This is a genomic window from Streptomyces sp. NPDC046379, assembly GCF_055587785.1.
Map to the genome: position 1 here is coordinate 141,054 of NZ_JBVJFP010000011.1, position 23,160 is coordinate 164,213.

Consider the following 23,160-nt stretch of genomic DNA (forward strand, 5'->3'; position numbering starts at 1 on the left):
TCGGCGTGCCCGGACGGGGGCGGTCGGTGCGGGGGAGCCGGGGTGACGGCGGGCGTGTCGCCCGGGGGAGGCCAGCCGGCGTGGGGCACCGTACGCGGCGGGTGGGCCCGGTGCCGCGGTGACCGTTGGCGGTCCCGCGTGCCGTCGGCGGAAAGCGGAGGGCTCGGCGCGCGCCGGAACCCGCGAACGAGGGACCCGTTGGCCGGCTCCGCGGCAGGTCCCTCGCCTTCAACGCCCCCGAGGGGGAGTGCCCCGCCCGGCGGGACCCTTCACTCGCCCGGCGGCGCCGTGCTCTGCCGGACCACGAGGTTCGTCGCCAGCTCGATGCGCTGGGCCGCCTTGCCCGGGGTCTCCGGGCGCAGGAGCATGCGCGAGGCCTCCTCGGCCATCTGGAGGAGGGGCTGGTGCACCGTGGTCAGCGGAGGGCTCGACCACTGGGCCAGGGGGACGTCGTCGTAGCCCACGACCGACAATTCCCGGGGGACGCTCAGGCCCTTCAGCCGGGCCGCCTCCAGCACTCCCAGCGCCTGGAGGTCGCTGCCCGCGAAGATCGCCGTGGGGCGGTCGGGGCCGGTCAGGAGGTCCATGGCGTGCTCGAAGCCGCCCTGGACGTGGAAGTCGCCGTGGCGGACCAGGCGCGGGTCGATCGGCAGGCCCGCCATGGCCATGGCCGAGCGGTAGCCGTCCAGGCGGGCCAGCGAGCAGAGCATGTCCTCGGGGCCGGTGATGATCGCGACGCGCTCGTGCCCGTGGTCCGTGAGATGGCGGGTGGCCGCGAGACCCCCGGCCCAGTTCGCCGATCCGACCGACGGCACGTCCGGGTCGGGGTCGCCCGCCGGGTCGATGATGACGAAGGGGATCGCGCGCGAGCGCAGGCGGCGCTTGACGTCCTCGGGCAGCGAGGAGAAGACCAGGACCACGCCCAGGGGTCTGCGGCGCAGCACGCCCTCGATCCACTCCGGCGACGGCGCGTGCCGGGTGCCGCTCTCGGTGAGCACCACCGTGGCCCGGTTGGCCTTGGCGACGTTCTCCACGCCCCGGATGATCTCCATCGCCCACACGCTGTCCAGCTCGTGGAAGACCAGCTCGATGAGCGGCGACGGCGGCGCGCCCTGGGGCCGACGGCGGTAGCCGTGGAGCTCCAGCAGCCGCTCGACCTTGGCCCGGGTCGCGTTGGAGACGTCCGAACGCCCGTTGAGGACCTTCGAAACTGTCGGGAGGGATATCCCGGCCTCTTTCGCCACCTCGGCCAGTGTCACCCGTGGGCTCACCTCGTCGTCTTCGTGCATGCACGCAGGATAGGCCACGAGTGTCGGGTAACGGTTTGGGCGAGTGCATGCACGACCGTTGACCGAAACTCGGATGTGACCCTACTGTCCCGAGGCATGGACTTTCGGCGATGATGCCGAAACTTTCGAAAGGCGAACGATGAAGACACGTGCGCGCTTGCCCAGACTGGTCGCCTCTGGTGCGACGCTCGCCATGGCCCTGAGCCTTGCGGCCTGTGGTGACGGTGACGGCGGGGCGTCGTCCGGTGACGGCAAGATCCATGTCCTGGTCTACGGGGACGCCAACAACAAGGTCGAACAGCAGCTCGTCGACAAGTTCAACAAGACCTCGAAGGTCAAGGCGGTCCTCGACACCATCCCCGGTGCGGACTACCAGCAGAAGCTGCAGACGATCATCAACACCCCGCAGGCCCCGGACATCTTCTTCAACTGGGGCGGCGGCAGCATCAAGCCGTTCGTCAAGGCCGACCTGCTGATGCCGCTGGACGACTTCATCAAGAAGGACCCGGGCCTCAAGGACAACTTCCTGCCGTCCGTCTTCAACACCGCCGTCGTCGACGACAAGGCGTACGGCATCCCGATGCGCGGCACCCAGCCCGTCCTCCTCTTCCACAACAAGAAGGTCCTCGACGAGGCCGGCGTCAAGCCGCCGACGACCTGGGACGAGCTGCTCGACGCGGTCGAGAAGCTGAAGGACGACGGCGTCACCCCGATCGCCCTGGGCGGCGGCGACCGCTGGCCGACCCAGATGTGGTTCCAGTACCTCTACGACCGCATCGCCGGTCCCGAGCTGTTCCAGCAGGCGCTGGACGGCAACAAGGAGGTCTGGGAGAGCCCGGAGAGCAAGAAGGCCCTGAGCATGATCCGCGAGCTGGTCGACGCGGGCGCCTTCGGCAAGAACTACGACTCCGTGAAGTACACGAACGGCGCCTCCCCGGCGCTGCTCGCCTCCGGCAAGGCCGGCTTCGAGCTGATGGGCTCCTGGTACTACTCCCAGCAGCAGAACGACGCCAAGGAGTTCGCGGAGAAGGACCTCGGTTACACCGCCTTCCCGGCCATCGAGGGCGGCAAGGGCGACCCGGCCAACGTCGCGGGCAACACGAACAACTACTACTCGGTGCTGAAGAAGACCAAGCACCCGGAGGCCGTCGCCGAGTTCCTGAAGCTCATGTACTCGGACGACTTCGTGAAGGCGCAGATGTCCATCGGCAACCTGCCCACCACCACGAACACGCCGAAGTTCTTCGACACCGCCGCCGACCCCGCGTACACCGAGTTCCAGTACGAGCTGGTCGAGAAGGCCCCGTCGTTCCAGCTGTCGTGGGACCAGGCGTACCCGCCGGCCGCGATCACGCCGATCCACCAGGCCATCCAGCAGTTCTTCAACGGCCAGATCGACGAGGACGGTTTCATCAAGGCCATGCAGGGCCTCCCGACCGAATGAACGGCTCATGACTCTCAAGATCACGAGCGCTCCCGCTGCCGCTGGGCCCCGCAAGGGCGCCCGGCGGCGGCCGGCCGGCGGCTCATCCGCAGTGAACGTGGGACGTCCCGGCTTCGCCTGGGCGCTGCCCGCCACCGTGTTCTTCGCCCTCTTTGCGATCGTCCCGCTGGTCATGGTGGCGGTGCTGTCCTTCATGACCTGGAACGGGCTCGGCTCGCCCGAGTTCGTCGGCATGGACAACTGGTCGCGTCTGCTGGACGACCCGGTGATGATCAACAGCATCTGGCTCACCCTGCTCCTGACCGTGCTCGGCGTGGCCATCCAGACGCCGCTGAGCATCGTCCTGGGCGTGTGGGCCGCCGGCTACCAGCGCAACCGGGCCGTGCTGTCGGTCATCTACTTCATCCCGCTCCTGCTGTCCGCGACCGCGGTGTCCGTGCTGTGGCGGGCGCTGCTCGACCCCAACTTCGGCATCCCCGGCCGGATGACCTGGCTGTTCGGCGACGGCAACCTGTTCGGTGAGCAGGCCACCGCCATCGGCGTGCTGGCGTTCGTGAGCACCTGGCAGTTCACGCCGTTCCACACGCTGATCTACCAGGGTGCCGCGCGGGCCATCCCGCAGGTGCTCTACCAGGCCGCGGAGATCGACGGCGCGGGGCGCTACCGGCAGTTCTTCCACATCACGCTGCCGCAGCTGCGCAACGCCATGATCACCTCGATGATCATGATGATCGTCGGCGGCCTGACCACGTTCGAGACGGTGCTGATCCTCACCCAGGGCGGACCGGGCACGGACACCACGATCAGCGCCTACTACATGTACGACAAGGCCTTCAAGGGATTCGACTTCGGCGCCGGCGCCGCCATCGCGCTCGCCCTGGTCGTCGCGGCCACCATCATCTCGCTCATCGTCGTCCGGGTCTCCGGCTACGACAAGATGCGCAGCTCCATGGAGGGTGTGTCATGAGGCGCCGCCCCAATTACCTGGCAGGCGCGGGGTCGATCGTCTGGCTGATCCTGGTCGGTCTGCCGCTGTACGTGATGCTCGCCGCCACGGTGCGCACCCGCGCGGACTACGCGCAGGACGGTCCGCTGTCCATCCCGGACACGTTCACGCTGGACAACTACCTGAACGCCTTCGACTCGGGCTTCGGGCGGTACTTCTTCAACACCATCGTCGTCACCGTCGCCGTGGTCGGCATCGTGCTGCTGCTGGTCCCGCCGCTGTCGTACGCGATCGTGCGCAGCCGCTCCAAGGTCACCTCGGCGGTCTTCCGGCTGTTCCTGCTCGGCCTCGCCATCCCGGCCCAGGCCGTGATCGTGCCGATGTTCTACCTCATCAGCGAGGCCGGGCTGTACGACAACCTGCTGGGCGTCATCCTGCCCACGGCGGCCTTCTGCCTCCCGATGTCGGCGCTCATCCTCAGCGGCGCGATGCGCGACATCTCCCCGGAGCTGTTCGAGGCCATGGCCATGGACGGCGCCACCCCCCGGCGGATGTTCTTCCAGCTCGTGGTGCCGCTGTCCCGCGGCGGCATGTCGACGATCGTCGTGTTCTCCGCCCTCCAGGCGTGGAACGGCTTCCTGTTCCCCCTCGTGCTGACCCAGTCCGACTCGACCAAGGTCATCACGCTGGGTCTCTACAACTTCCAGACCCAGTACGGCGTCGACATTCCCGGCCTGCTGGGAGCCGTCGTGCTGTCCATGACGCCTGTCCTGCTCGTTTATCTTTTCGCCCGCCGAGCCCTCGTCCAGGGCCTCATGGGCGTCGGAGGAAAGTGACCGCCAACGTGGCCGTTGAGACCACCCCCGAAGTCCCCCTCTGGAACGACCCCGCCCACTCGATCGCCACCAGAGTCGCCGCCCTCATCGAGGCGATGACCCTGGAGGAGAAGATCGCCCAGCTGTACGGCGTCTGGGTCGGCGCCTCCGACGAGGGCGGCGAAGTCGCGCCGCACCAGCACGACATGGAGGAGGCCGTCGACCTCGACGCCCTCCTGCCCGCCGGGCTGGGCCAGCTGACCCGGCCCTTCGGCACCGCCCCCGTCGACCCCGCCCTCGGCGCGCTGTCCCTGGCCCGCACCCAGGCCCGGATCGTCTCGGCGAACCGCTTCGGCATCCCTGCCGTCGCCCACGAGGAGTGCCTGGCCGGCTTCGCGACCTGGGGCGCCACCGCCTACCCGGTCCCGCTGTCCTGGGGCGCCACCTTCGACCCGGACCTGGTGCGCCGGATGGCCACCGCGATCGGCCGCGACATGCGCTCCCTCGGAGTGCACCAGGGCCTCGCCCCCGTCCTCGACGTGGTGCGCGACGCCCGCTGGGGCCGGGTCGAGGAGACCATCGGCGAGGACCCGTACCTCGTCGGCAGCGTCGCCACCGCCTATGTGCAGGGCCTGGAGTCCGCCGGCATCGTCGCCACCCTCAAGCACTTCGTCGGCTACTCCGCCTCCCGCGCCGGACGCAACCTCGCCCCCGTCTCGGTGGGCGCCCGCGAACGCGCCGACGTCCTGCTGCCGCCGTTCGAGATGGCCGTGCGCGAGGGCGGCGCCGAGTCCGTCATGCACTCCTACACGGACATCGACGGCGTCCCCACGGCGGCCGACGAGACGCTGCTGACCGGGCTTCTCCGGGACACCTGGGGCTTCGACGGCACCGTCGTGGCCGACTACTTCGGCATCGCCTTCCTCAAGACGCTGCACGGCGTCGCCGGGGACTGGGCCGAGGCCGCCGGCGCCGCGCTCAAGGCGGGCGTCGACATCGAACTGCCCACCGTCAAGACGTTCGGCCGGCCCCTCGCCGACGCCGTCCGCGAGGGCCGGGTGCCCGAGGAGCTCGTCGACCGCGCCCTGCGCCGGGTGCTCACCCAGAAGGCCCGGCTCGGCCTGCTCGACCCGGACTGGGACCCGGTGCCGCCCGCCCTCGTCGGCGCCGACCAGGACGACCCCGACGCCCTGCGCGGCCGGATCGACCTGGACACGCCGGAGAACCGCGAGCTGGCCCGCACGGTCGCCGAGGAGGCGGTCGTGCTGCTCAGCAACGACGGCACCCTCCCCCTGGAGCGCCCCCGCCGCATCGCGCTCATCGGCCCCAACGCCGACACGCCCACCGCCGCACTGGGCTGCTACTCCTTCCCGCTGCACGTCGGCGTCCACCACCCGCAGATCCCGGTCGGCCTCGAACTGCCCACGCTGCGCGACGCGCTGGCCCGGGAGTTCCCCGACGCCGAGCTGACCGTCGTCCGCGGCACCGGCATCGACGACAACGACGTCATCGGCATCCCCGAGGCCGTGCTCGCCGCCCGCGACGCCGACGTCGTCATCGCCGTGCTCGGCGACCGGGCGGGCCTGTTCGGGCGCGGCACCAGCGGCGAGGGCTGCGACGCCGAGTCGCTCGCCCTGCCCGGCGCCCAGCAGCAGCTCCTCGACGCCCTGCTCGACACCTCCACCCCGCTGGTGACGGTGCTGATCTCCGGACGCCCGTACGCCCTGGGCCGCGCCACGGCCGAGTCCGCCGCGATCGTGCAGTCCTTCTTCCCCGGCGTCGAGGGCACCACCGCCATCGCCGGGGTGCTCAGCGGGCGCACCAACCCCTCCGGACGGCTGCCGGTCAGCGTGCCCCGCGGACCGGGCGCCCAGCCGACGACCTACCTGGGCGCGCGGCTGGCGCAGCTCAGCGAGGTGTCCAACATCGACCCGACGCCCGCCTTCGGGTTCGGGCACGGCCTGTCGTACACGCGGTTCGACTGGAGCGACCTCTCCGTCGCCGCCGACGAGGCGCCCACGGACGGCGAGTTCCAGCTCGCGCTGACCGTGCGCAACACCGGCGAGCGCCACGGCACCGAGGTCGTCCAGCTCTACCTGCACGACCCGGTCGCGTCGCTGGTCCAGCCGGTGCAGCGGCTCATCGGCTACGCCCGCGTGCCGCTGGCGCCGGGCGAGGCCCGACGGGTGCAGGTGACGGTCCCGGCCGACCTCGCCTCCTTCACCGGCCGCGACGGACGGCGCGTGATCGAGCCGGGCGCGCTGGAACTGCGGCTGTCCGCCTCCAGCACCGACCCGCGCCTGGTCGCGAAGGTCGCCCTGACCGGCGACGAGCGGTACGTGGACCACACGCGCCGCTTCCACGCCGTCTTCACCCAGGAACCGGCGTAACGAACCGCCCGACGCCCCCGGCCGGACCACCCGGCCGGGGGCGTCGCGCTGCCGGGGCCACGCTCGGCGGCATGATCTGCGCGGCTTCCCGCCCGGCTCGGACGTAGGCTCCCCGGGGGGCGGCGGACGGGCCGCCCCGAAACCCCGGGGAGGACGGACATGCCGCTCACACTCGCCGACGTCCAGGACGCCGCCGCCCGTCTGAAGGGCGTCGTCCACCGCACGCCGGTGCTGCGCTCACGGACGCTGGACGCGCGGGTCGGCGCCGAGGTGTTCCTCAAGTGCGAGAACTTCCAGCGCGTCGGCGCCTTCAAGTTCCGCGGCGCCTACCACGCCGCCTCCCGGCTCGCCCCGGAGCAACTGGCCCGGGGCATCGCGGCCTACTCGTCCGGCAACCACGCCCAGGCCGTCGCGCTCGCCGCCCGCGAACTGGGGACCAGGGCGGTGATCGTCATGCCCGAGGACGCCCCCGCCGCCAAGCGGGCCGCCACCGCCGGGTACGGCGCGGAGATCGTCACGTACGACCGCTACACCGGCGACCGGGCGGCGATCGCCGAGGCCCTGGCCGCCGAGCGCGGGCTGACCGTCGTCCCGCCCTACGAGCATCCCCATGTGATCGCCGGGCAGGGCACGGCCGCGCTCGAACTGCTCGACGAGACGGGGGACCTGGACGCCCTGGTGGTCCCGGTCGGAGGGGGCGGGCTGATGGCCGGCAGCGCGACGGCGGCCAAGGCGCTGCACCCGGGAATCCGGATGATCGGCGTCGAGCCGGAGGCCGGGGACGACACCAGGCGGTCGCTGGCGGCGGGCCGCCGCGTCACCGTCCCGGTGCCGCACACCATTGCCGACGGGCAGGCACTGGACACCCCCGGTGAACTGACCTTCTCCGTGAACCGGCGGCTGGTCGACGAGATTGCGCTGGTCACCGACGACGAGATCCGGGCGGCGATGCGGTTCGCCTTCGAGCGGCTGAAGACCGTCACCGAGCCGAGCGGGGCCACCCCACTGGCCGCCCTGCTCTCCGGCCGAGTGGAACGCCTCCCGCGTCGCGTGGGCGTGATCGTCTCCGGCGGCAATGTGGACGCGGAGCGCTTCGCGCTGCTGTGCGCGGGAGGGGTCGGCTGAGCGGGGGACTCGGGGCGGCATGATCGGCTCGGGGACCCGCCCCGCGAACGCAGGGCGCCTCGTGCGCCGAGCGGTGGCCCGCCGGGCCGGGCGGGCGGACGATGGAGTACGTGGGGCACGGCCCCCGCCGGCGGCGCTCCCGGTCGGTGGGAACGCCGGACGGAGACCGGCCCCGGCCGCTCGGTACGCGGCCGGAAAGGAGTGGGCGTCATGCTGGAGATCAAGACGCTCGACAAGCCGGACGAACGGCGCGACTTCCCGCGCGGGCACCTGGAGGCCGTCCACCTCTCGGGCCTCGACTTCGCGGTGGCCACCTTCGAGCCGGGCTGGCGGTGGTCGGAGTCCGTCGGCCCCATCGCGGGCACCGACTCCTGCCAGATCCACCACAACGGCTACGTCGTCCAGGGCCGGCTGCACATCCGCATGGACGACGGGGCCGAACAGGAGGTCGGCCCCGGCGACGTCTTCGTCTGCCCGCCCGGGCACGACGCCTGGGTCGTGGGCGACGAACAGTGCGTGGCCTACGACTTCGCGGGCAGCATGGCCCGGGAGTACGCCAAGTCGGACCAGTGAGTCCCTGCCGGGCGGACCGGCCGCGGCCCGCCCGGCGCTCACACCGGCAGCAGCCGCGCCACCAGATCACCGAGCTGCCGCGCGTTGCGGCACTCGTGCATCCCGACCAGCTCCGCGTACTGAGGCGCCGCGGAGTCGCCCGTGCCCCACAGGGCGCGCGGCTCCGGGTTCAGCCAGTGGACGCGGCGCGCCCGTTCGGCGACGCGCCGTACGGCGGGCAGGTTCGGGTCGCTCATGTTCGTCCGGGCGTCCCCCAGCACGAACACCGTCGTGCGCGGGCCCACCGCGTCGCCGTACCGCTCCGCGAACTCGCCCAGCGCCATGCCGTAGTCGCTGCTGCCGTGCCAGCCGGTGAGGGTGGCCTCCGCGCGGATGCGCGCACCCAGCCCCTCCGGGTCGGCGGCGCCGTGCACCAGCAGGCCGGTCACCTCGTCGACCCGGTTGACGAAGGCGAACACCCGTACCCGGGCGAACTGGTCGTGCAGCGCCTGCACCAGCAGCATCGTGAAGTCCGAGAACCCGGACACCGAGCCCGACACGTCGCACAGCAGCACCAGTTCGGGCCGCGCCGGGCGGCGCCGCCGCAGCACCGGCCGCATCGGCACCCCGCCCGTCGACAGCGAACCCCGCAGCGTGCGCCGCAGGTCGATGCTGCCCCGGGAGGCCCGGCGCCGGCGGGCGGCCAGCCGGGTCGCGAGCTTGCGCGCGAGGGGCTGCACGGTCCGCCGCAGCTCGGCCAGCCGGTCCTTCCCGGCGTACAGGAAGTCGACCCGGTCCGCGGTCGGGGCGACGGCCCGCCGGGCGATCTCCTCCCGCCCGCGCCGTTCGGCGACCCGGCGCCGCGCCTCCGCCGCCACCAGGCCCCGGAACACCTCCACGCGCCGCCGGATCTCGTCCTCGAGCAGCCGGTCGGCGAACCCCGGCCCGCCCTGCGCCCGGACGCCGTCGCGCACCCGCGCGATCAGCGTCTGCGGGCGCAGCCGGTCGAGAGTCTGGTGCGACGACCAGCCGCCCGAGCCCGGTGAACTCCCGTACCCGCCGAAGCCGTCCACGGCCTCCACCGCCAACCGGCCCAGCAGCGCGGTGTCGTTCGCGGCGAGGGCCCGTGCCAGCCGCTCGCGCAGCTCCTCCCGGTCGGCGGGACCGCTTCGCGGATCGCCCACGCCCCGCGGGAAGTAGAGGTCGAAGACCGGGTCGAAAACCTGCCGCTGGCCGGCGGTGTGCAGCAGCGTCGCGGCCAGCCCCTCGCGCAGCAGCGTCCGGTCGGCGAACCCCAGCTCGGCCGCGGCCCGTGCCGCGTCCACCGTCTCGCCCGTGCCGACGCGCACCCCGTGCGCCCGCAGCGCGGCCACGAACTCCGTCAGCCGGGCGGCGACGGGGGAGTCCGGCGCGGTCACACGGCGTCCAGGTCGAGCTTGGCGGCGGCCTTCAGGACGTCGTCCTGGTGCTTGAGGACCACGCCGAGGCTGTCGCGCACCACCGTCTCGTCCAGCGTGCCGGCGCCGAGCGCGAGCAGGGTGCGCGCCCAGTCGACGGTCTCGGCGACCGACGGAGCCTTGCGCAGGTCCATCGCCCGCAGCGCCCTCACGACCCGCACCACCGACTCGGCCAGCGCCGCGTCGATCTCCGGCACCTTCAGCCGGACGATCCGCCGCTCCAGCTCCTCCTCCGGGAACCCGATGTGCAGGAAGAGGCAGCGGCGGCGCAGCGCCTCGGACAGCTCGCGGCCGGCGTTGGAGGTGAGCACGACGAACGGGCGGCGCGTCGCACGGATCGTCCCCAGCTCCGGGACGGTGATCTGGAAGTCGCTGAGCACCTCCAGCAGCAGGCCCTCCACCTCGACGTCGGCCTTGTCGGTCTCGTCGATCAGCAGCACCTTGGGGTCGTCGCCCCGGATCGCGGTGAGCAGCGGACGGGGAAGCAGGAACTCCTCGCCGAAGACGTCGGTGCGGGTCTCCTCCCAGCTCTCGTCGCGCCCGGCGCTGATCCGCAGCAACTGCTTGGCGTGGTTCCACTCGTACAGGGCGCGCGACTCGTCGACGCCCTCGTAGCACTGCAGCCGGATCAGCCGCGCGTCCGCGACCTCGGCGACGGCCTTGGCCAGCTCGGTCTTGCCGACCCCGGCCGGCCCCTCCACCAGCAGCGGCTTGCCGAGGCGGTCGGCGAGGAAGACGGTGGTGGCGACCGCCGGGGAGGGGAGATAGCCGGCCCCGGCGAGCCGGGCGGAGACATCGTCGACGGACGTGAAGAACAACCGGGCCTCCGGCGGTCGGCGCGCGACGAGGCGCGCAAGGGGCGGTCAGCCCTTCTATCTAAGCGCTTGTTCATCGCCGTTGTCAGTGGTCCCCGTCGATTGTCGGCGGCGCTCCTTAATCTTGGCCGCATGGGGATCTATCTGGTCGACGTCGGTGCGCGGGAGTGGTGCGACGCGACCGAGGACGGAATGGGCGAAGTGGCCGACGCCCTCGACGCCGAGCTGCGCGCGCGGGGCCTGCCGCCCTACGACGGCCTGCCGGAGCAGGCCGGTGTCGTGCGCGGCTCGGGGCTGCGGTTCGAGGAGAAGCTGATACCGCCCATGGACGGCTTCGCGGCCCTGTGCCGTTCCCGGCTGTCGCCGGCGGACGGGGACTTCATGGGCTCCTGGTCCATCCTCGTCCCGCTCCCGCTGGAAGAGGCGATACGGCTGCCCGTCCCCTCCGCCCACGACAACGAGACGGTGATCGCCGGAGCGCCCCGGGTCCTCGCGCTCATGGAGCGGCTGGCCGCCGCCGTCGCCCTGCCCGTCGACGCGCTGCCCGCCGCCTGCGACAACCTCGATCTCACGATGTGGTTCCGGGAGGGCGGGGCGAGGAGGACCGCCGCCGCCCGGCCCGGCCCGTGGGCCGCCGACCTGGACGCGGCCTTCTACGTCGCGCTGTATCTGCGCGCCGCCCAGCACTCACTGCGGCGCGGCTGTCCCCTCGCCCACGTCTGACACCGACGCCGTCACCAGAACCACCTCCAGTGTCCGCGGACCGTGCACGCCCTCCACGCGGTCCAGCTCGATGTCGCTGGTCGCCGAGGGGCCGGAGATCCAGGTCTGCGGGCGGGCCGGATCCAGCCGGGGGAGAGCCTGCGGGACGGAGGAGACGACCTGGTCGGGAACCCGTACCACGCAGACGTGATGATCGGGGACCAGGGTGATCCGGCGCCGGCCCTGGTCCGGGCCGCCGTCCAGGACGACGGTGCCGGTCTCGGCGACGGCCACCGCGCAGCCCGTCACCACGCTGTCCACCCCGTCCAGTTCGGCCGGCGAGCCGTCCGCGCGGTCGGGGACGAGCGTCGCGTCCACGCCCTCTAGCCAGTGCGCCGGCAGACCCGGCGGGACCAGCACGCTGCCCGAGCCGCGCCGAGTCAGCAACCGCGCCAGCAGCACGGGCAGTTCGGCGTCCGTGCAGCGGTGCACGATCGCCCGGTAGTCGGCCAGGTTCTCGGCCAGCAGATCCGCCGCCCGCTCGGGGCTCAGCCCGCCGTGCTCGTGCGCGTACGCGCGGCCGACCGCCTCCTCGTACGGGGTGCCGTCCGGCTCCACGTCGGCCAGCGCGCGCCGCACCCGGCCCAGAATCCGCTCCCTGCTGCTCACTTGCCGCCGTCCTTTCCGCCGTGCGTGCGCTGCCACCAGTCGCGGAACGGCTCCGCCGGCACCGGCGGCAGATCCCGGGTGCCGCTCCACGCCCGGCCGGGGCCCGGCAGGGTGCGCGGGTGCATCCGGCGGGTGCGCGACGCGATGCGCTGGCCGGAGCGCAGCAGCCCCGGACGGGTGAACGCCCACCGCACCGCCCGCATCGTCGCCCGCTCCATCGCATGGCCCTTGGCCGGCTTCAGCACGGCCTTGTTGCCCTCGCGGATCACCTCCCCGCCCTGCGCCACCCGCTCCCGCAGATGCACCAGCACCTCGGGGATGTCGATGGCGACGGGACACACCTCGTAGCAGGCGCCGCACAGCGAGGAGGCGTACGGCAGCGAGGCGTCGATCTCGCTGCCGGTGCCCCGCAGCTGAGGGCTCAGGATGGCGCCGATCGGGCCCGGATAGACCGAGCCGTAGGCGTGGCCGCCCGCACGCTCGTACACCGGGCACACGTTCAGGCACGCCGAGCAGCGGATGCAGCGCAGCGCCTGCCGGCCCACCTCGTCGGCGAGGGTGTCGGTGCGGCCGTTGTCCAGCAGCACCAGATGGAACGCGCGGGGCCCGTCACCGTCCGTGGTGCCGGTCCACGTCGAGGTGTACGGGTTCATGCGCTCGGCCGTCGAGGAGCGGGGCAGGGTCTGCAGGAACACCTCCAGGTCCCGCCAGGTCGGCACGATCTTCTCGATGCCGACGACCGAGATCAGCGTCTCGGGCAGGGTCAGGCACATCCGGCCGTTGCCCTCGGACTCCACGACCACCAGCGTGCCCGTCTCGGCGACCATGAAGTTGGCGCCCGAGACGCCGACCTTCGCCCGCAGGAACTTCTCCCGCAGGTGCAGCCGGGCCGCCTCGGCGAGTTCGGCGGGCGTGTCGGTGAGGCCCTCGGGGGCCGGGCGGCCCCACTCGCCCATCTCGGAGCGGAAGATGTCCCGGATCTCGCCCCGGTTGCGGTGGATCGCCGGGACCAGGATGTGCGAGGGCCGGTCCTTGCCCAACTGCACGATCAGCTCGGCCAGATCGGTCTCGTAGGCGTGGATGCCCGCCTCCAGGAGGGCCTCGTTCAGCCCGATCTCCTGCGTGGCCATCGACTTGACCTTCACGACCTCCGACTCGCCGGTCGCCCGGACCAGTTCGGTCACGATCCGGTTGGCCTCGTCGGCGTCGGCGGCCCAGTGCACCACGCCGCCCGCCGCGGTCACCGCCTCCTCCAACTGCACCAGATAGCGGTCCAGATGGCGCAGCGTGTGATCCTTGATCCGCTTGCCCGCCTCCCGCAGCTGCGCCCAGTCCGTCACCTCGGCCACGGCAGCCGCCCGTTTGGCGCGGATGGTGTGGGTGGCATGGCGCAGATTGCCGCGCAGCGTCTCGTCGTGGACCGCCTCGCGCGCGGCCTTCGGGAAGGCCGGCATCCCTACGAACGTCCCGCTCATACGGCCGGCTCCTCCTCCGTGCTCGCCAGGATCTCCGCGATGTGCACCGGCCGCATCCCGGTGCGCAGCCGCGTCATGGTGCCGCCGATGTGCATCAAACAGGAGTTGTCGGCGGCGCACAGCACCTCGGCACCCGTCGACTCGGCGGCGCGCACCTTGTCGGCGCCCATCGCCGCCGAGACGTCGGCGTTCTTCAGCGAGAACGTGCCGCCGAAACCGCAGCACTCCTCCGCCCCCGGCAGCTCCACCAGCTCCAGCCCCTTCACGGCCTCCAGCAGCCGCCGCGGCCGGTCCCCGAGCCCGAGGCCGCGCAGCCCGTGACAGGTCGGGTGGTACGTCACCGTGTGCGGGTAGTACGCGCCGACGTCCGTCACCCCCAGCACGTCCACCAGGAACTCCGTCAGCTCGAACGTCTTCGGCACCACCGGCGCCAGCGTCGCCGCCAGCGCGTCCCCCCGGCCCTCGGCCCTGGCCCGCTCGCCCATCCGCGGATACAGCTCCCGCACCATCGCCGCACACGAACCGGACGGCGTGACGATCGCCTCGTACCCGCCGAACACCTCGGCGTAGTTGCGTGCCATCGGCTCCGTCTCGTGCCGGTAGCCGGTGTTGTAGTGCGCCTGGCCGCAGCACGTCTGGGCCATCGGGAAGTCGACCTCCACGCCCAGCCGGTTCAGCAGCGTCACCACGGCGCGCCCCGTGTCCGGGTAGAGCGTGTCGTTGACGCAGGTCAGGAACAGGGCGACACGCATCGCGGCTCCTCGTCGTCGATGGTCGGATGGGGGCAGGTTAGTGCGGGCCGCGAGGGCCGGGGGGTCCGGTTCACGATCCGGCGAGCCGTGCCTCGGCCGCGCGCCACGCCTGCGCGTCGCCGCGCGGCTCGTACCGGGTGAGCGGCTGGGTGCGGGTGAGCAGGCGGCGCATGTCGGCCCGGTTGCCCACCAGATCGTGCGCCCGGGCCTGCACCAGGACGTTGCCCAGGGCCGCCGCCTCCGTCGGGCCCGCCACCACCGGCAGCCCGCAGGCGTCGGCGGTCAGCTGGCACAGCAGCGCGTTGCGCACCCCGCCGCCGACGATGTGCACCACGTCCACCGGATGGTCGGCGAGCCGCTGCGCGTCCGCCACGGCCCGCCGGTGGGCCAGGGCCAGGGAGTCGAGGATGCAGCGCGTGATCCCGGCCGGAGTCCCGGGCGCCGGCTGCCCCGAGGCGCGGCACGCCTCGGCGATCCGCTCCGGCATCCGGCCCGGCGCGAGGAACGCCGCGTCGCCCGCGTCCACCACCGACCGCAGCGCCGGCTCCCGGGCCGCCGCCCGCAGCAGCTCGCCGAGGTCCGGCTCGCCCCAGGCGCGCACGCACTCCTGGAGCAGCCACAGACCCATGATGTTGCGCAGATAGCGGACCGTGCCGTCCAGCCCCAGCTCGTTGGTGAAGTTGGCCGCCCGGCTCTCCTCGGTCAGCACCGGCGCGGTCAGCTCCAGGCCGGCCAGCGACCAGGTGCCGGTGCAGATGTAGGCGAACCGCTCGCCGGACGCCGGCACCGCGGCCACCGCGGAGGCGGTGTCGTGCGAGCCGACCGCCGTCACCGGCACCGGACCGGTCAGCGCCGTCTCCTCCAGCACCTCCGGCCGCAGCAGCCCCGCGGGGTCGCCCGGCAGGCGCAGCGGCGCGAACAGGCTCAGGTCGATGCCCAGCCGCGCCGCGACGTCGTACGACCAGTCGCGCCTGCGCGGGTCGACGAGCTGCGTCGTCGAGGCGTTGGTCAGCTCGGTGCCCTGCTCCCCGGTCAGCCAGTACGCCAGCAGGTCGGGGATCAGCAGCAGCCGCTCGGCGTGCGCCAGTTGCGCCGACGACTTCGCCGCGGTCAGCTGGTACAGCGTGTTGAACGGCGCGTACTGCAGCCCGGTCGCCGCGTACAGCTCGTCGGCGGGCACGGCCGCCCACACCTGCTCGGCGATGCCGTCGGTGCGCGCGTCCCTGTAGTGCACCGGATTGCCCAGCAGCGCCCCGTCCGCGTCCAGCAGCCCGTAGTCCACGGCCCAGCTGTCGATGCCGACGGAGTCCAGCCGTCCCCCGCAGCGGTCGCCCGCGGCCCGCAGGCCCTCCAGCACGCCCGCGTACAGCCCCAGGACGTCCCAGCGCAGCCCCTCCGGCACGCGCACGGGCCGGTTCGGGAAGCGGTGCGCCTCGGTCAGTTCCAGTTCGTGCCGCCCGACGCGGCCGACCATGACGCGTCCACTGGACGCGCCGAGGTCGACCGCGGCGTACGACCTGATGCCCGGACTCACCGCAGGAACGCGGCGGCGACGCCCGCGTCGACCGGGACGTGCAGACCGGTGGTGTGCGTCAGCTCGCCCCCGGTCAGCGCGAACACCGCGTTGGCCACGTGCTCCGGCAGCACCTCCCGCTTGAGGATGGTGCGCTGGGCGTAGAACTCGCCGAGCTTGTCCTCCGGGACCCCGTAGACGGCCGCGCGCTGGGCGCCCCAGCCGCCCGCGAAGATCCCGGAGCCGCGCACCACGCCGTCCGGGTTGACGCCGTTGACGCGGATGCCGTGCTCGCCCAGCTCGGCCGCCAGCAGCCGCACCTGGTGCGCCTGGTCGGCCTTGGTCGCGGAGTACGCGATGTTGTTCGGGCCGGCGAAGACGGCGTTCTTGGAAGCGATGTAGACGATGTCGCCGCCCAGCCCTTGCGCGATCATCATGCGGGCCGCCTCGCGCGAGACGAGGAAGGAACCGCGCGCCATGATGTCGTGCTGGAGGTCCCAGTCCCTGGCGGAGGTCTCCAGCAGCGGCTTGGAGATGGAGATGCCGGCGTTGTTGACGACGAGGTCCACGCCGCCGAAGGCGAGCGCCGCCGCCTTGAAGGCCTCGGCGATCTGCTCCTCGGAGGTGACGTCCACCGTCACGGCGACGGCCTTGTCCGGGCCGCCCAGCTCCTCGGCGACCGCGGCGGCGTTCTCCCCGTCGAGGTCGGCGATCACCACGCAGGCGCCCTCGGCGACCAGCCGCTCGGCGATGGCCCGCCCGATGCCGCTGCCCGCACCCGTCACCAGCGCCACCCGCGTGGCCAGCGGCTTCGGCTTCGGCATCCGCTGCAGCTTGGCCTCCTCCAGGGCCCAGTACTCGATGCGGAACTTCTCCGACTCCTCGATCGGCGCGTACGCGGAGACCGCCTCGGCCCCGCGCATCACGTTGATCGCGTTGACGTAGAACTCGCCCGCGACCCGCGCCGTCTGCTTGTCCTTGCCGAAGCTGAACATGCCCACGCCCGGGATCAGCACGATCGCCGGGTCGGCCCCGCGCATCGCGGGGGAGCCGGGCTCGGCGTGCCGCTCGTAGTAGGCGGCGTACTCCTCGCGGTAGGCGGCGTGCAGTTCCTTCAGCCGCGCGATCGCCTCGTCCGGGTCCGCGGCGGGCGGCAGGTCGAGGACCAGCGGGCGGACCTTGGTGCGCAGGAAGTGATCGGGGCAGGAGGTGCCCAGCGCCGCGAGCCGCGGGTGCTCGGCGCGCGCCAGGAAGTCCAGCACCACGTCGCTGTCGGTGAAGTGCCCGACCTGCGGCTTGTCCTGGGAGGCCAGGGCCCGCACGTACGGGGCCAGCGCCGCCGCCCGCTCCCGCCGCTCGGCCTCGGGCAGGGCCTCGTAGCCCTCGATCACGGGACCGAAGGGCTCGGGCCTGCCGCGCTCGGCGAGGAACTTCTCGGCGGTGCGGATGATGTGCAGCGAGTTGCGCTCGCACTCCTCGGACGTGTCGCCCCAGGCGGTGATGCCGTGCCCGCCGAGGATGCAGCCGACGGCCTGCGGGTTGGCCTCCTTGACGGCCGCGATGTCCAGGCCGAGCTGGAAACCGGGCCGGCGCCACGGCACCCACACCACGCTGTCGCCGAAGCACTCGGCGGTCAGCTTCTCCCCGTCGGCCGCGCAGGCCAGCGCGATCCCGGAGTCGGGGTGCAGATGATCCACGTGCGCGGCGTCCACCAGACCGTGCATGGCGGTGTCGATGGACGGCGCGGCGCCGCCCTTGCCGTGCAGGCAGAAGTCGAAGGCGGCGACCATCTCGTCCTCGCGGTCGACGCCCGGGTAGACGCCGGTCAGCGCGCGCAGGCGGTCGAGGCGCAGTACGGCCAGCCCGGCCTCGGTCAGGGTCCCGAGGTCGCCGCCGGACCCCTTGACCCACATCAGCTCGACGTCGCCGCCGGTGACGGGGTCGGTGTCGGTGCCCTTGGCGGAGGCGTTGCCGCCGGCGTAGTTGGTGTTGCGGGGATCGGAGCCGAGCCGGTGCGACCGCGCGAGCAGGGCGGCGGCTTCGGGATGGGGTGCCATGTGGGTTCAGTCCTTTTCAGACGAGGGTCACGACGACGGTCGAAGGAGGAGCGAAAGGAAGGCCGGGGGGACGCCCTCGGGGGACCGGGGCCGGTCACGCCCCGGCGTGCGGAACTCGGTGGCTACGCCCCCCATCCGGCCTGTTCACCGCCGACCCGCTCGGCCACGATCTTGTCGGCCCACCCGGACGCCCTGTACGCCGCGATCGGCTCGGGATCGAGCCCCATCTCCTCGCGCACCTCGCGCAGCAGCGGACGGACGTCGGTGTCGTAGGCGTCCATCAGCACGGCGTTCGCCTCCAGCACGTCCCCGGCGGCCTGGGCGGCGGCGAGCGCGTCCCGGTCCACGAGCAGCGCCTTGGCCGTGGCCTCCTGCACGTTCATCACCGAACGGATGATCGCCGGGATCTTCGCCTCGATGTTGTGGCACTGGTCGAGCATGAACGCCACGTCGGAGGAGAAGCCGCCCCCGCGCACGACCTCGTACATGATCCGGAACAGCTGGAAGGGGTCCGCCGCGCCCACCATCAGGTCGTCGTCCGCGTAGAACCGCGAGTTGAAGTCGAACCCGCCGAGCTTGCCCTCGCGCAGCAGCGTGGCCACGATGAACTCGATGTTGGTGCCCGGCGCGTGGTGCCCGGTGTCGACCACGACCTGCGCCTTCTCGCCGAGCTTGAGGCAGTGGGCGTAGGCGGTGCCCCAGTCCGGGACGTCGGTCGTGTAGAAGGCCGGCTCGAAGAACTTGTACTCCAGCAGCATCCGCTGCCCCTCTCCCAGCCGCTCGTACACCTCGGCCAGGCCCTCGGCGAGCCGGTCCTGACGTGCGCGGACGTCGTCCTGCCCCGGGTAGTTCGTGCCGTCCGCGAACCACAGCTTGAGGTCGCGCGAGCCGGTGGCGTCCATGATGTCGACGCACTCGAGCAGGTGGTCGACGGCCTTGCGGCGCACCGCCGCGTCCGGGTGGCAGATGCTGCCCAGTTTGTAGTCGTCGTCCTGGAAGGTGTTGGAGTTGATCGCGCCGAGCCGGACGCCGTGGTCCTCGGCGAACTTCGCCAGCGCCGCGTAGTCCTCGACCCGGTCCCAGGGGATGTGCAGCGCCACGGTCGGCGCGACCCCGGTGAACTCGTGGACCTTGGCCGCGTCCTGGAGCTTCTCCCGCGGGTCGCGGGGCACGCCGGCCTGCGCGAAGACCTTGAACCGGGTCCCGGAGTTGCCGTACGCCCACGACGGCGTCTCGACGGCCTGGGTCCTGAGCGCGGCCTTCACCGCGGCGAGATCGGTCACTGCTGGGCTCCTGTGACATAGGTCGGAACGAGTCCGCGCACACGACGGTGGCTGAACGGTCTGCGAACGACGATGTGAAACGATTCAAGAGGCAAGCTATGAGTCCCTCGGAGGGGTGTCAAGCGTTGTGACAGACCCTGCTTCTCGTGACCGCTCCTGGCCCCTGATTCTCGAAAACTTTTCGACAGGGCCCCATTGACGCGACGCATCCGGCGCGCCTAACGTCCCGGCAACCTGTTGAAACCTTTCACGACGTTGTGTGGGTCGCCTCGGCCGTCCCCCCTGTGCGTCGTCGAGGAGCCCTCATGACCCACCCGTCCGACACGGGACCGGCCCCGGTGCTGGCGCTGCAGGGCGTCTCCAAGTCCTTCGGCGCCGTACGGGCCCTGCGGGACGTGTCCCTGGAACTGTTCCCCGGCGAGGTGCACGCCCTCGCCGGAGAGAACGGCGCGGGCAAGTCGACCCTCATCAAGACGCTCGCCGGAGTGCACCGGCCGGACGCCGGCCAGGTGCTGCTCGACGGTGAGCCCGTCGTCTTCCACGGCCCCGGCGACGCCCGCGACGCCGGCATCGCCGTGATCTACCAGGAGCCCACGCTCTTTGCCGACCTCTCGATCGCCGAGAACATCTTCATGGGGCGCCAGATGCGGCGCGCTTTCGGCCGGATCGACCACCGGGCCACCCGCGCCGCGACCGCCGCCCTCATGCGCCGCCTCGGCGTCGACCTCGACCCGGACCGGCCGGCCCGCGGGCTGTCCATCGCCGACCAGCAGATCGTCGAGATCGCCAAGGCCCTCTCCTTCGACGCCCGCGTCCTGATCATGGACGAGCCGACCGCCGCCCTCACCGGCAGCGAGGTCGCCCGCCTCTTCGGCGTCGTCCGCACCCTGCGCGACCAGGGCGCCGCCGTGCTGTTCATCTCCCACCGCCTGGAGGAGATCTTCGAGCTCTGCCGGCGGGTGACCACCCTGCGCGACGGCGCCCGGATCGCCGGCGAATCGCTCGACGGCATGACCGAGGACGACCTGGTGCGCCGGATGGTCGGCCGCGACCTGGACGAGCTGTACCCCAAGCAGGCCGTCCGCCCCGGCGAAGTCGCCCTCGCCGTACGGCGGCTGACCCGCGAGGGCGTCTTCACCGACGTCTCCTTCGAGGTGCGGCGCGGCGAGATCGTCGGCCTCGCCGGACTCGTGGGCGCCGGGCGCACCGAGGTGGCCCGGGCCGTGTTCGGCATCGACCGCCGCGACGCCGGGGAGGTCGTGGTCGACGGACGGAAGCTGCCCAACGCCGCCCCGTCCGCCGCCATGGCCGCGGGCCTCGCCCTCGTCCCCGAGGACCGCCGCGCCCAGGGCTTGGTGATGGACATGTCCATCGAGCGGAACATCGGCCTGACCGGGCTGCGCACGACCGTGCGGGCCGGCCTGGTGGACCGGGGCGCCGAGCGCAGCCGCTCCGTGGACTGGGCCGTCAGGCTCCAGGTGAAGTACGCCCGCATCGCCGACGCCGTCTCCACCCTGTCCGGCGGCAACCAGCAGAAGGTCGTCCTCGCCAAGTGGCTCGCCACCGGCCCCAAGGTGCTGATCGTCGACGAACCGACCCGCGGCATCGACGTCGGCACCAAGGCCGAGGTGCACCGGCTGCTCGGCGAACTGGCCGCCGACGGCGTGGCCGTCCTGATGATCTCCTCCGACTTGCCCGAGATCCTCGGCATGGCCGACCGCGTGCTGGTGATGCACGAGGGCCGGCTCACCGCCGAGATCCCGCGCTCCGAAGCCACCGAGGAAACCGTGATGGCTGCAGCCACCGGGAGGACCGCCGCATGACGGTGACCACCCCCGCCCCCGTCGCCGAGACCCCCCGGGCCGGCGCCACCCGGCTGGTCGACCGCGTGTTCAAGATGCGCGAACTGGCCATCCTGGCCGTCTTCCTGGTGATGATCGGCGTCACCCAGGCGGGCAACAGCGCGTTCCTGTCCGAACAGGGCATCAAGGACCTGCTGCTCAACGCCACGATCCTGGTGCTGGTCGCCACCGGTCAGGCCCTGGTCGTCATCACCCGCAACGTCGACCTGTCCGTCGGCTCCACCCTCGGCATCAGCGCCTTCGCCGCCGGCGCCCACCTCCAGGGCGGCGGCGACCCCGTCGTCGCCGTGGCGCTCGCGGTGCTCCTGGGCATCGGCTTCGGCCTCCTCAACGGCCTGCTGGTCAGCCTCGGCCAGGTGCCCGCCCTCGTCGTCACCCTCGGCACGCTCTACATCATCCGCGGCATCGACTCCCTGTGGGTCGGATCCCGCCAGATCACCGCGGCCGACCTGCCCGGCGGCTTCGTCGACTTCGGCTCCGGCGGCCTGTGGGCCGTGCCCTGGCTCGCGATGATCGCGCTGGCGGTGCTGGCGGCGACCGCCTACTACCTCAGGCACTTCGGCGGCGGCCGGGAGCTGTACGCGCTCGGCTCCAACCCCGAGGCCGCCCGCCTCGCCGGCATCCCGGTGCGCAGGCGGATCCTCGCCGCGTACACCTTCTGCGGCGCCCTCGCCGGCCTCGCCGGGGCGATGTACCTGGCCCGGTTCGGCAACGTCGACTCCGGCACCGGAACCGGTTACGAACTCACCGTGGTCAGCGCCGTCGTGGTCGGCGGCGTGGTCTTCACCGGCGGCTCCGGCAGCGTCTACGGCGCCGCGCTCGGAGCGCTGCTGCTGACGTCGATCAACAGCGTGCTGCCCGCCCTAGGCGTCAGCTCCGTCTGGGTGCTCGCGATCAACGGCATCCTGCTCCTCCTCGCCATCGCGGTCGACCGGATGGTCGCGCTGCGCGTGGCCACCGCCCTCAAGAAGAGGAACGCCCGCCATGCCTGAGTCCCTCACGCGCGCGGTCCGCTGGGACACGGTCGTCGGCGCGCTGCTCGTCGCCGTGCTGCTGGCGTCGTTCACCTTCGTGGACGGCTTCGGCAACGCCCTGAACCTGTCCTTCCTGATCGGCAACACCCTGCCCATCGCGCTGATCGCGCTGCCGATGACGCTGCTCGTCGTCTCCGGCGAGATCGACCTGTCCGTCGCCTCCACCGCCGGACTGTCCGGCGCGGTGATGGGCGCCCTGTGGAACCAGGGCATGACCATCGAGACGATCATCCCGGTGTGCCTGCTGCTCGGTGCGGCGTGCGGGCTGGTCAACGGGCTGCTGGTGACCAGGCTCGGGCTGCCGTCCCTGGCCGTCACCATCGGCACCCTGGCCGCCTACCGGGGCATCGCGCAGATCGTCCTCGGCGCGGACGCGGTGACCGACTTCCCCACGCCCTACCTGGAGTTCGCGGCGGGCCGCGTCGGCGACACGTTCGTGCCGCGGGCCTTCCCGCCCTTCCTGGCGCTGCTGATCGTCGCCGTGGTCGTCCTGCACGCCACCCCGTTCGGGCGGTCGCTGTTCGCGATCGGCGCGAGCGAGGAGGCGGCCCGGTTCGCCGGGATCCGGGTCAGGCGGCAGAAGCTGATCCTGTTCACGGCGACCGGCCTCATGGCCTCCCTCACCGGCGTCTTCTGGGCCCTGCACTACGCCAGTGCCCGCTACGACAACGCCACCGGCCTCGAACTGTCCGTCGTCGCCGCCGTGCTGCTCGGCGGCATCGACTTCGACGGCGGCAAGGGCACGCTGGGCGGCGCGATCGCCGGCGTGTTCCTGCTCGGCGCGTTGCAGAACGTGATGAGTCTGCAGGACGTCTCCGCTCAGTCGCAGATCGTCGTCACCGGCGTCCTGCTCGTCCTGTCCGTCCTCGGCCCCCGCGCCGCCCGGCAGATCGCGGCGGCACGGGCCGGGCGGGCGGCCGCCTCGAAACCGCCGGGCAAGACGCCCGCACCCACCCCCTGACCCTCCCCTCCCTCCGCGA

At 72.4% G+C, this 23,160-nt stretch carries 19 protein-coding genes; 10 read left to right on the plus strand and 9 right to left on the minus strand.

Annotated elements, in window-relative coordinates:
* Positions 1–269: 269 nt before the first annotated feature.
* On the minus strand, positions 270–1,289 hold the full coding sequence (locus ACZ6KF_RS20445; protein WP_469157846.1) for a LacI family DNA-binding transcriptional regulator: 1,020 nt from the start codon (positions 1,287–1,289) through the stop codon (positions 270–272).
* A gap of 139 nt (positions 1,290–1,428) precedes the next feature.
* Here ACZ6KF_RS20445 and ACZ6KF_RS20450 point away from each other — a divergent pair, with 139 nt between their 5' ends.
* The 6 genes from ACZ6KF_RS20450 (at position 1,429) to ACZ6KF_RS20475 (ending at position 8,582) form a co-directional block, all read left to right on the plus strand.
* Complete coding sequence (locus tag ACZ6KF_RS20450) at positions 1,429–2,733, plus strand: ABC transporter substrate-binding protein (protein ID WP_469175029.1); 1,305 nt, start codon at positions 1,429–1,431, stop codon at positions 2,731–2,733.
* A 7-nt stretch (positions 2,734–2,740) separates the two neighbouring features.
* Positions 2,741–3,700, plus strand: coding sequence for a carbohydrate ABC transporter permease (locus tag ACZ6KF_RS20455; RefSeq protein WP_469157844.1), 960 nt, complete (start codon positions 2,741–2,743; stop codon positions 3,698–3,700).
* Positions 3,697–4,515 (plus strand): carbohydrate ABC transporter permease, encoded by an 819-nt coding sequence (locus ACZ6KF_RS20460; protein ID WP_469157843.1) that lies wholly within the window; start codon positions 3,697–3,699, stop codon positions 4,513–4,515. The genes ACZ6KF_RS20455 and ACZ6KF_RS20460 overlap by 4 nt, the downstream gene beginning before the upstream one ends.
* Positions 4,512–6,884 carry a beta-xylosidase/alpha-l-arabinosidase gene (locus ACZ6KF_RS20465; protein WP_356628952.1) on the plus strand — a complete coding sequence of 791 codons (2,373 nt, stop codon included), beginning with the start codon at positions 4,512–4,514 and terminating at the stop codon, positions 6,882–6,884. The genes ACZ6KF_RS20460 and ACZ6KF_RS20465 overlap by 4 nt, the downstream gene beginning before the upstream one ends.
* 159 nt (positions 6,885–7,043) lie before the next feature.
* Positions 7,044–8,009 carry a threo-3-hydroxy-L-aspartate ammonia-lyase gene (locus ACZ6KF_RS20470; RefSeq protein ID WP_356628950.1) on the plus strand — a complete coding sequence of 322 codons (966 nt, stop codon included), beginning with the start codon at positions 7,044–7,046 and terminating at the stop codon, positions 8,007–8,009.
* Positions 8,010–8,219: 210 nt separating this feature from the next.
* Positions 8,220–8,582 (plus strand): cupin domain-containing protein, encoded by a 363-nt coding sequence (locus tag ACZ6KF_RS20475; RefSeq protein WP_356628948.1) that lies wholly within the window; start codon positions 8,220–8,222, stop codon positions 8,580–8,582.
* Between the two features lie 38 nt (positions 8,583–8,620).
* Here the strand turns inward: ACZ6KF_RS20475 and ACZ6KF_RS20480 are convergent, their stop codons facing one another.
* Together ACZ6KF_RS20480 and ACZ6KF_RS20485 are read right to left on the minus strand one after the other, a co-directional pair.
* Positions 8,621–9,979, minus strand: a complete 1,359-nt coding sequence (locus ACZ6KF_RS20480; protein WP_469157840.1) for a vWA domain-containing protein — start codon at positions 9,977–9,979, stop codon at positions 8,621–8,623.
* Positions 9,976–10,836, minus strand: coding sequence for an AAA family ATPase (locus tag ACZ6KF_RS20485; RefSeq protein WP_469239523.1), 861 nt, complete (start codon positions 10,834–10,836; stop codon positions 9,976–9,978). The genes ACZ6KF_RS20480 and ACZ6KF_RS20485 overlap by 4 nt, the downstream gene beginning before the upstream one ends.
* A 129-nt stretch (positions 10,837–10,965) precedes the next feature.
* Between ACZ6KF_RS20485 and ACZ6KF_RS20490 the strand changes: the two genes are divergently transcribed.
* Positions 10,966–11,556 carry a hypothetical protein gene (locus ACZ6KF_RS20490; RefSeq protein WP_469239525.1) on the plus strand — a complete coding sequence of 197 codons (591 nt, stop codon included), beginning with the start codon at positions 10,966–10,968 and terminating at the stop codon, positions 11,554–11,556.
* On the opposite strand, the gene ACZ6KF_RS20495 is transcribed toward ACZ6KF_RS20490, so the two are convergent.
* The 6 genes from ACZ6KF_RS20495 to rhaI all read right to left on the minus strand — a co-directional run bounded on the left by ACZ6KF_RS20495 (position 11,521) and on the right by rhaI (position 19,284).
* A complete protein-coding gene (locus ACZ6KF_RS20495) occupies positions 11,521–12,204 on the minus strand; it encodes a LutC/YkgG family protein (RefSeq protein WP_469239527.1) in 684 nt (227 codons plus the stop codon). The genes ACZ6KF_RS20490 and ACZ6KF_RS20495 overlap by 36 nt on opposite strands.
* Positions 12,201–13,679 (minus strand): lactate utilization protein B, encoded by a 1,479-nt coding sequence (locus ACZ6KF_RS20500; protein WP_356628938.1) that lies wholly within the window; start codon positions 13,677–13,679, stop codon positions 12,201–12,203. The genes ACZ6KF_RS20495 and ACZ6KF_RS20500 overlap by 4 nt, the downstream gene beginning before the upstream one ends.
* Positions 13,676–14,431 carry a (Fe-S)-binding protein gene (locus ACZ6KF_RS20505; RefSeq protein WP_356628936.1) on the minus strand — a complete coding sequence of 252 codons (756 nt, stop codon included), beginning with the start codon at positions 14,429–14,431 and terminating at the stop codon, positions 13,676–13,678. Before ACZ6KF_RS20505 ends, ACZ6KF_RS20500 begins: the two co-directional genes overlap by 4 nt.
* A gap of 70 nt (positions 14,432–14,501) precedes the next feature.
* Positions 14,502–15,953: a rhamnulokinase gene (locus tag ACZ6KF_RS20510; RefSeq protein WP_356629180.1), complete on the minus strand. Its 1,452-nt coding sequence runs from the start codon at positions 15,951–15,953 to the stop codon at positions 14,502–14,504.
* An 8-nt stretch (positions 15,954–15,961) separates the two neighbouring features.
* Entirely contained in the window at positions 15,962–18,001 is a 2,040-nt protein-coding gene (locus ACZ6KF_RS20515) for a bifunctional aldolase/short-chain dehydrogenase (RefSeq protein WP_356628934.1), read from the minus strand.
* Between the two features lie 122 nt (positions 18,002–18,123).
* Entirely contained in the window at positions 18,124–19,284 is a 1,161-nt protein-coding gene (gene rhaI / locus ACZ6KF_RS20520; RefSeq protein WP_469239529.1) for an L-rhamnose isomerase, read from the minus strand.
* Positions 19,285–19,589: 305 nt separating this feature from the next.
* Between rhaI and ACZ6KF_RS20525 the strand changes: the two genes are divergently transcribed.
* Genes ACZ6KF_RS20525 through ACZ6KF_RS20535 form a run of 3 tightly spaced genes read left to right on the plus strand, consistent with a single transcriptional unit; the run spans position 19,590 to position 23,141 of the window.
* Positions 19,590–21,107 carry a sugar ABC transporter ATP-binding protein gene (locus tag ACZ6KF_RS20525; protein WP_469239531.1) on the plus strand — a complete coding sequence of 506 codons (1,518 nt, stop codon included), beginning with the start codon at positions 19,590–19,592 and terminating at the stop codon, positions 21,105–21,107.
* Positions 21,104–22,138, plus strand: a complete 1,035-nt coding sequence (locus ACZ6KF_RS20530) for an ABC transporter permease (RefSeq protein WP_469175015.1) — start codon at positions 21,104–21,106, stop codon at positions 22,136–22,138. Before ACZ6KF_RS20525 ends, ACZ6KF_RS20530 begins: the two co-directional genes overlap by 4 nt.
* Positions 22,131–23,141, plus strand: a complete 1,011-nt coding sequence (locus ACZ6KF_RS20535) for an ABC transporter permease (RefSeq protein WP_469175013.1) — start codon at positions 22,131–22,133, stop codon at positions 23,139–23,141. The genes ACZ6KF_RS20530 and ACZ6KF_RS20535 overlap by 8 nt, the downstream gene beginning before the upstream one ends.
* The last annotated feature ends 19 nt before the right edge of the window (positions 23,142–23,160 follow it).

What these genes read in the sequence shown, in the direction of transcription:
- ACZ6KF_RS20470 (WP_356628950.1), top strand. Translation starts at nt 7,044, where the DNA reads ATGCCGCTCACACTCGCCGACGTCCAGGACGCCGCCGCCCGTCTGAAG.
- ACZ6KF_RS20505 (WP_356628936.1), bottom strand. Translation starts at nt 14,431, where the DNA reads ATGCGTGTCGCCCTGTTCCTGACCTGCGTCAACGACACGCTCTACCCG.
- ACZ6KF_RS20490 (WP_469239525.1), top strand. Translation starts at nt 10,966, where the DNA reads ATGGGGATCTATCTGGTCGACGTCGGTGCGCGGGAGTGGTGCGACGCG.
- ACZ6KF_RS20455 (WP_469157844.1), top strand. Translation starts at nt 2,741, where the DNA reads ATGACTCTCAAGATCACGAGCGCTCCCGCTGCCGCTGGGCCCCGCAAG.
- ACZ6KF_RS20445 (WP_469157846.1), bottom strand. Translation starts at nt 1,289, where the DNA reads ATGCACGAAGACGACGAGGTGAGCCCACGGGTGACACTGGCCGAGGTG.
- ACZ6KF_RS20500 (WP_356628938.1), bottom strand. Translation starts at nt 13,679, where the DNA reads ATGAGCGGGACGTTCGTAGGGATGCCGGCCTTCCCGAAGGCCGCGCGC.
- ACZ6KF_RS20530 (WP_469175015.1), top strand. Translation starts at nt 21,104, where the DNA reads ATGACGGTGACCACCCCCGCCCCCGTCGCCGAGACCCCCCGGGCCGGC.
- ACZ6KF_RS20450 (WP_469175029.1), top strand. Translation starts at nt 1,429, where the DNA reads ATGAAGACACGTGCGCGCTTGCCCAGACTGGTCGCCTCTGGTGCGACG.
- ACZ6KF_RS20460 (WP_469157843.1), top strand. Translation starts at nt 3,697, where the DNA reads ATGAGGCGCCGCCCCAATTACCTGGCAGGCGCGGGGTCGATCGTCTGG.
- ACZ6KF_RS20475 (WP_356628948.1), top strand. Translation starts at nt 8,220, where the DNA reads ATGCTGGAGATCAAGACGCTCGACAAGCCGGACGAACGGCGCGACTTC.
- ACZ6KF_RS20525 (WP_469239531.1), top strand. Translation starts at nt 19,590, where the DNA reads ATGACCCACCCGTCCGACACGGGACCGGCCCCGGTGCTGGCGCTGCAG.
- ACZ6KF_RS20515 (WP_356628934.1), bottom strand. Translation starts at nt 18,001, where the DNA reads ATGGCACCCCATCCCGAAGCCGCCGCCCTGCTCGCGCGGTCGCACCGG.
- ACZ6KF_RS20535 (WP_469175013.1), top strand. Translation starts at nt 22,131, where the DNA reads ATGCCTGAGTCCCTCACGCGCGCGGTCCGCTGGGACACGGTCGTCGGC.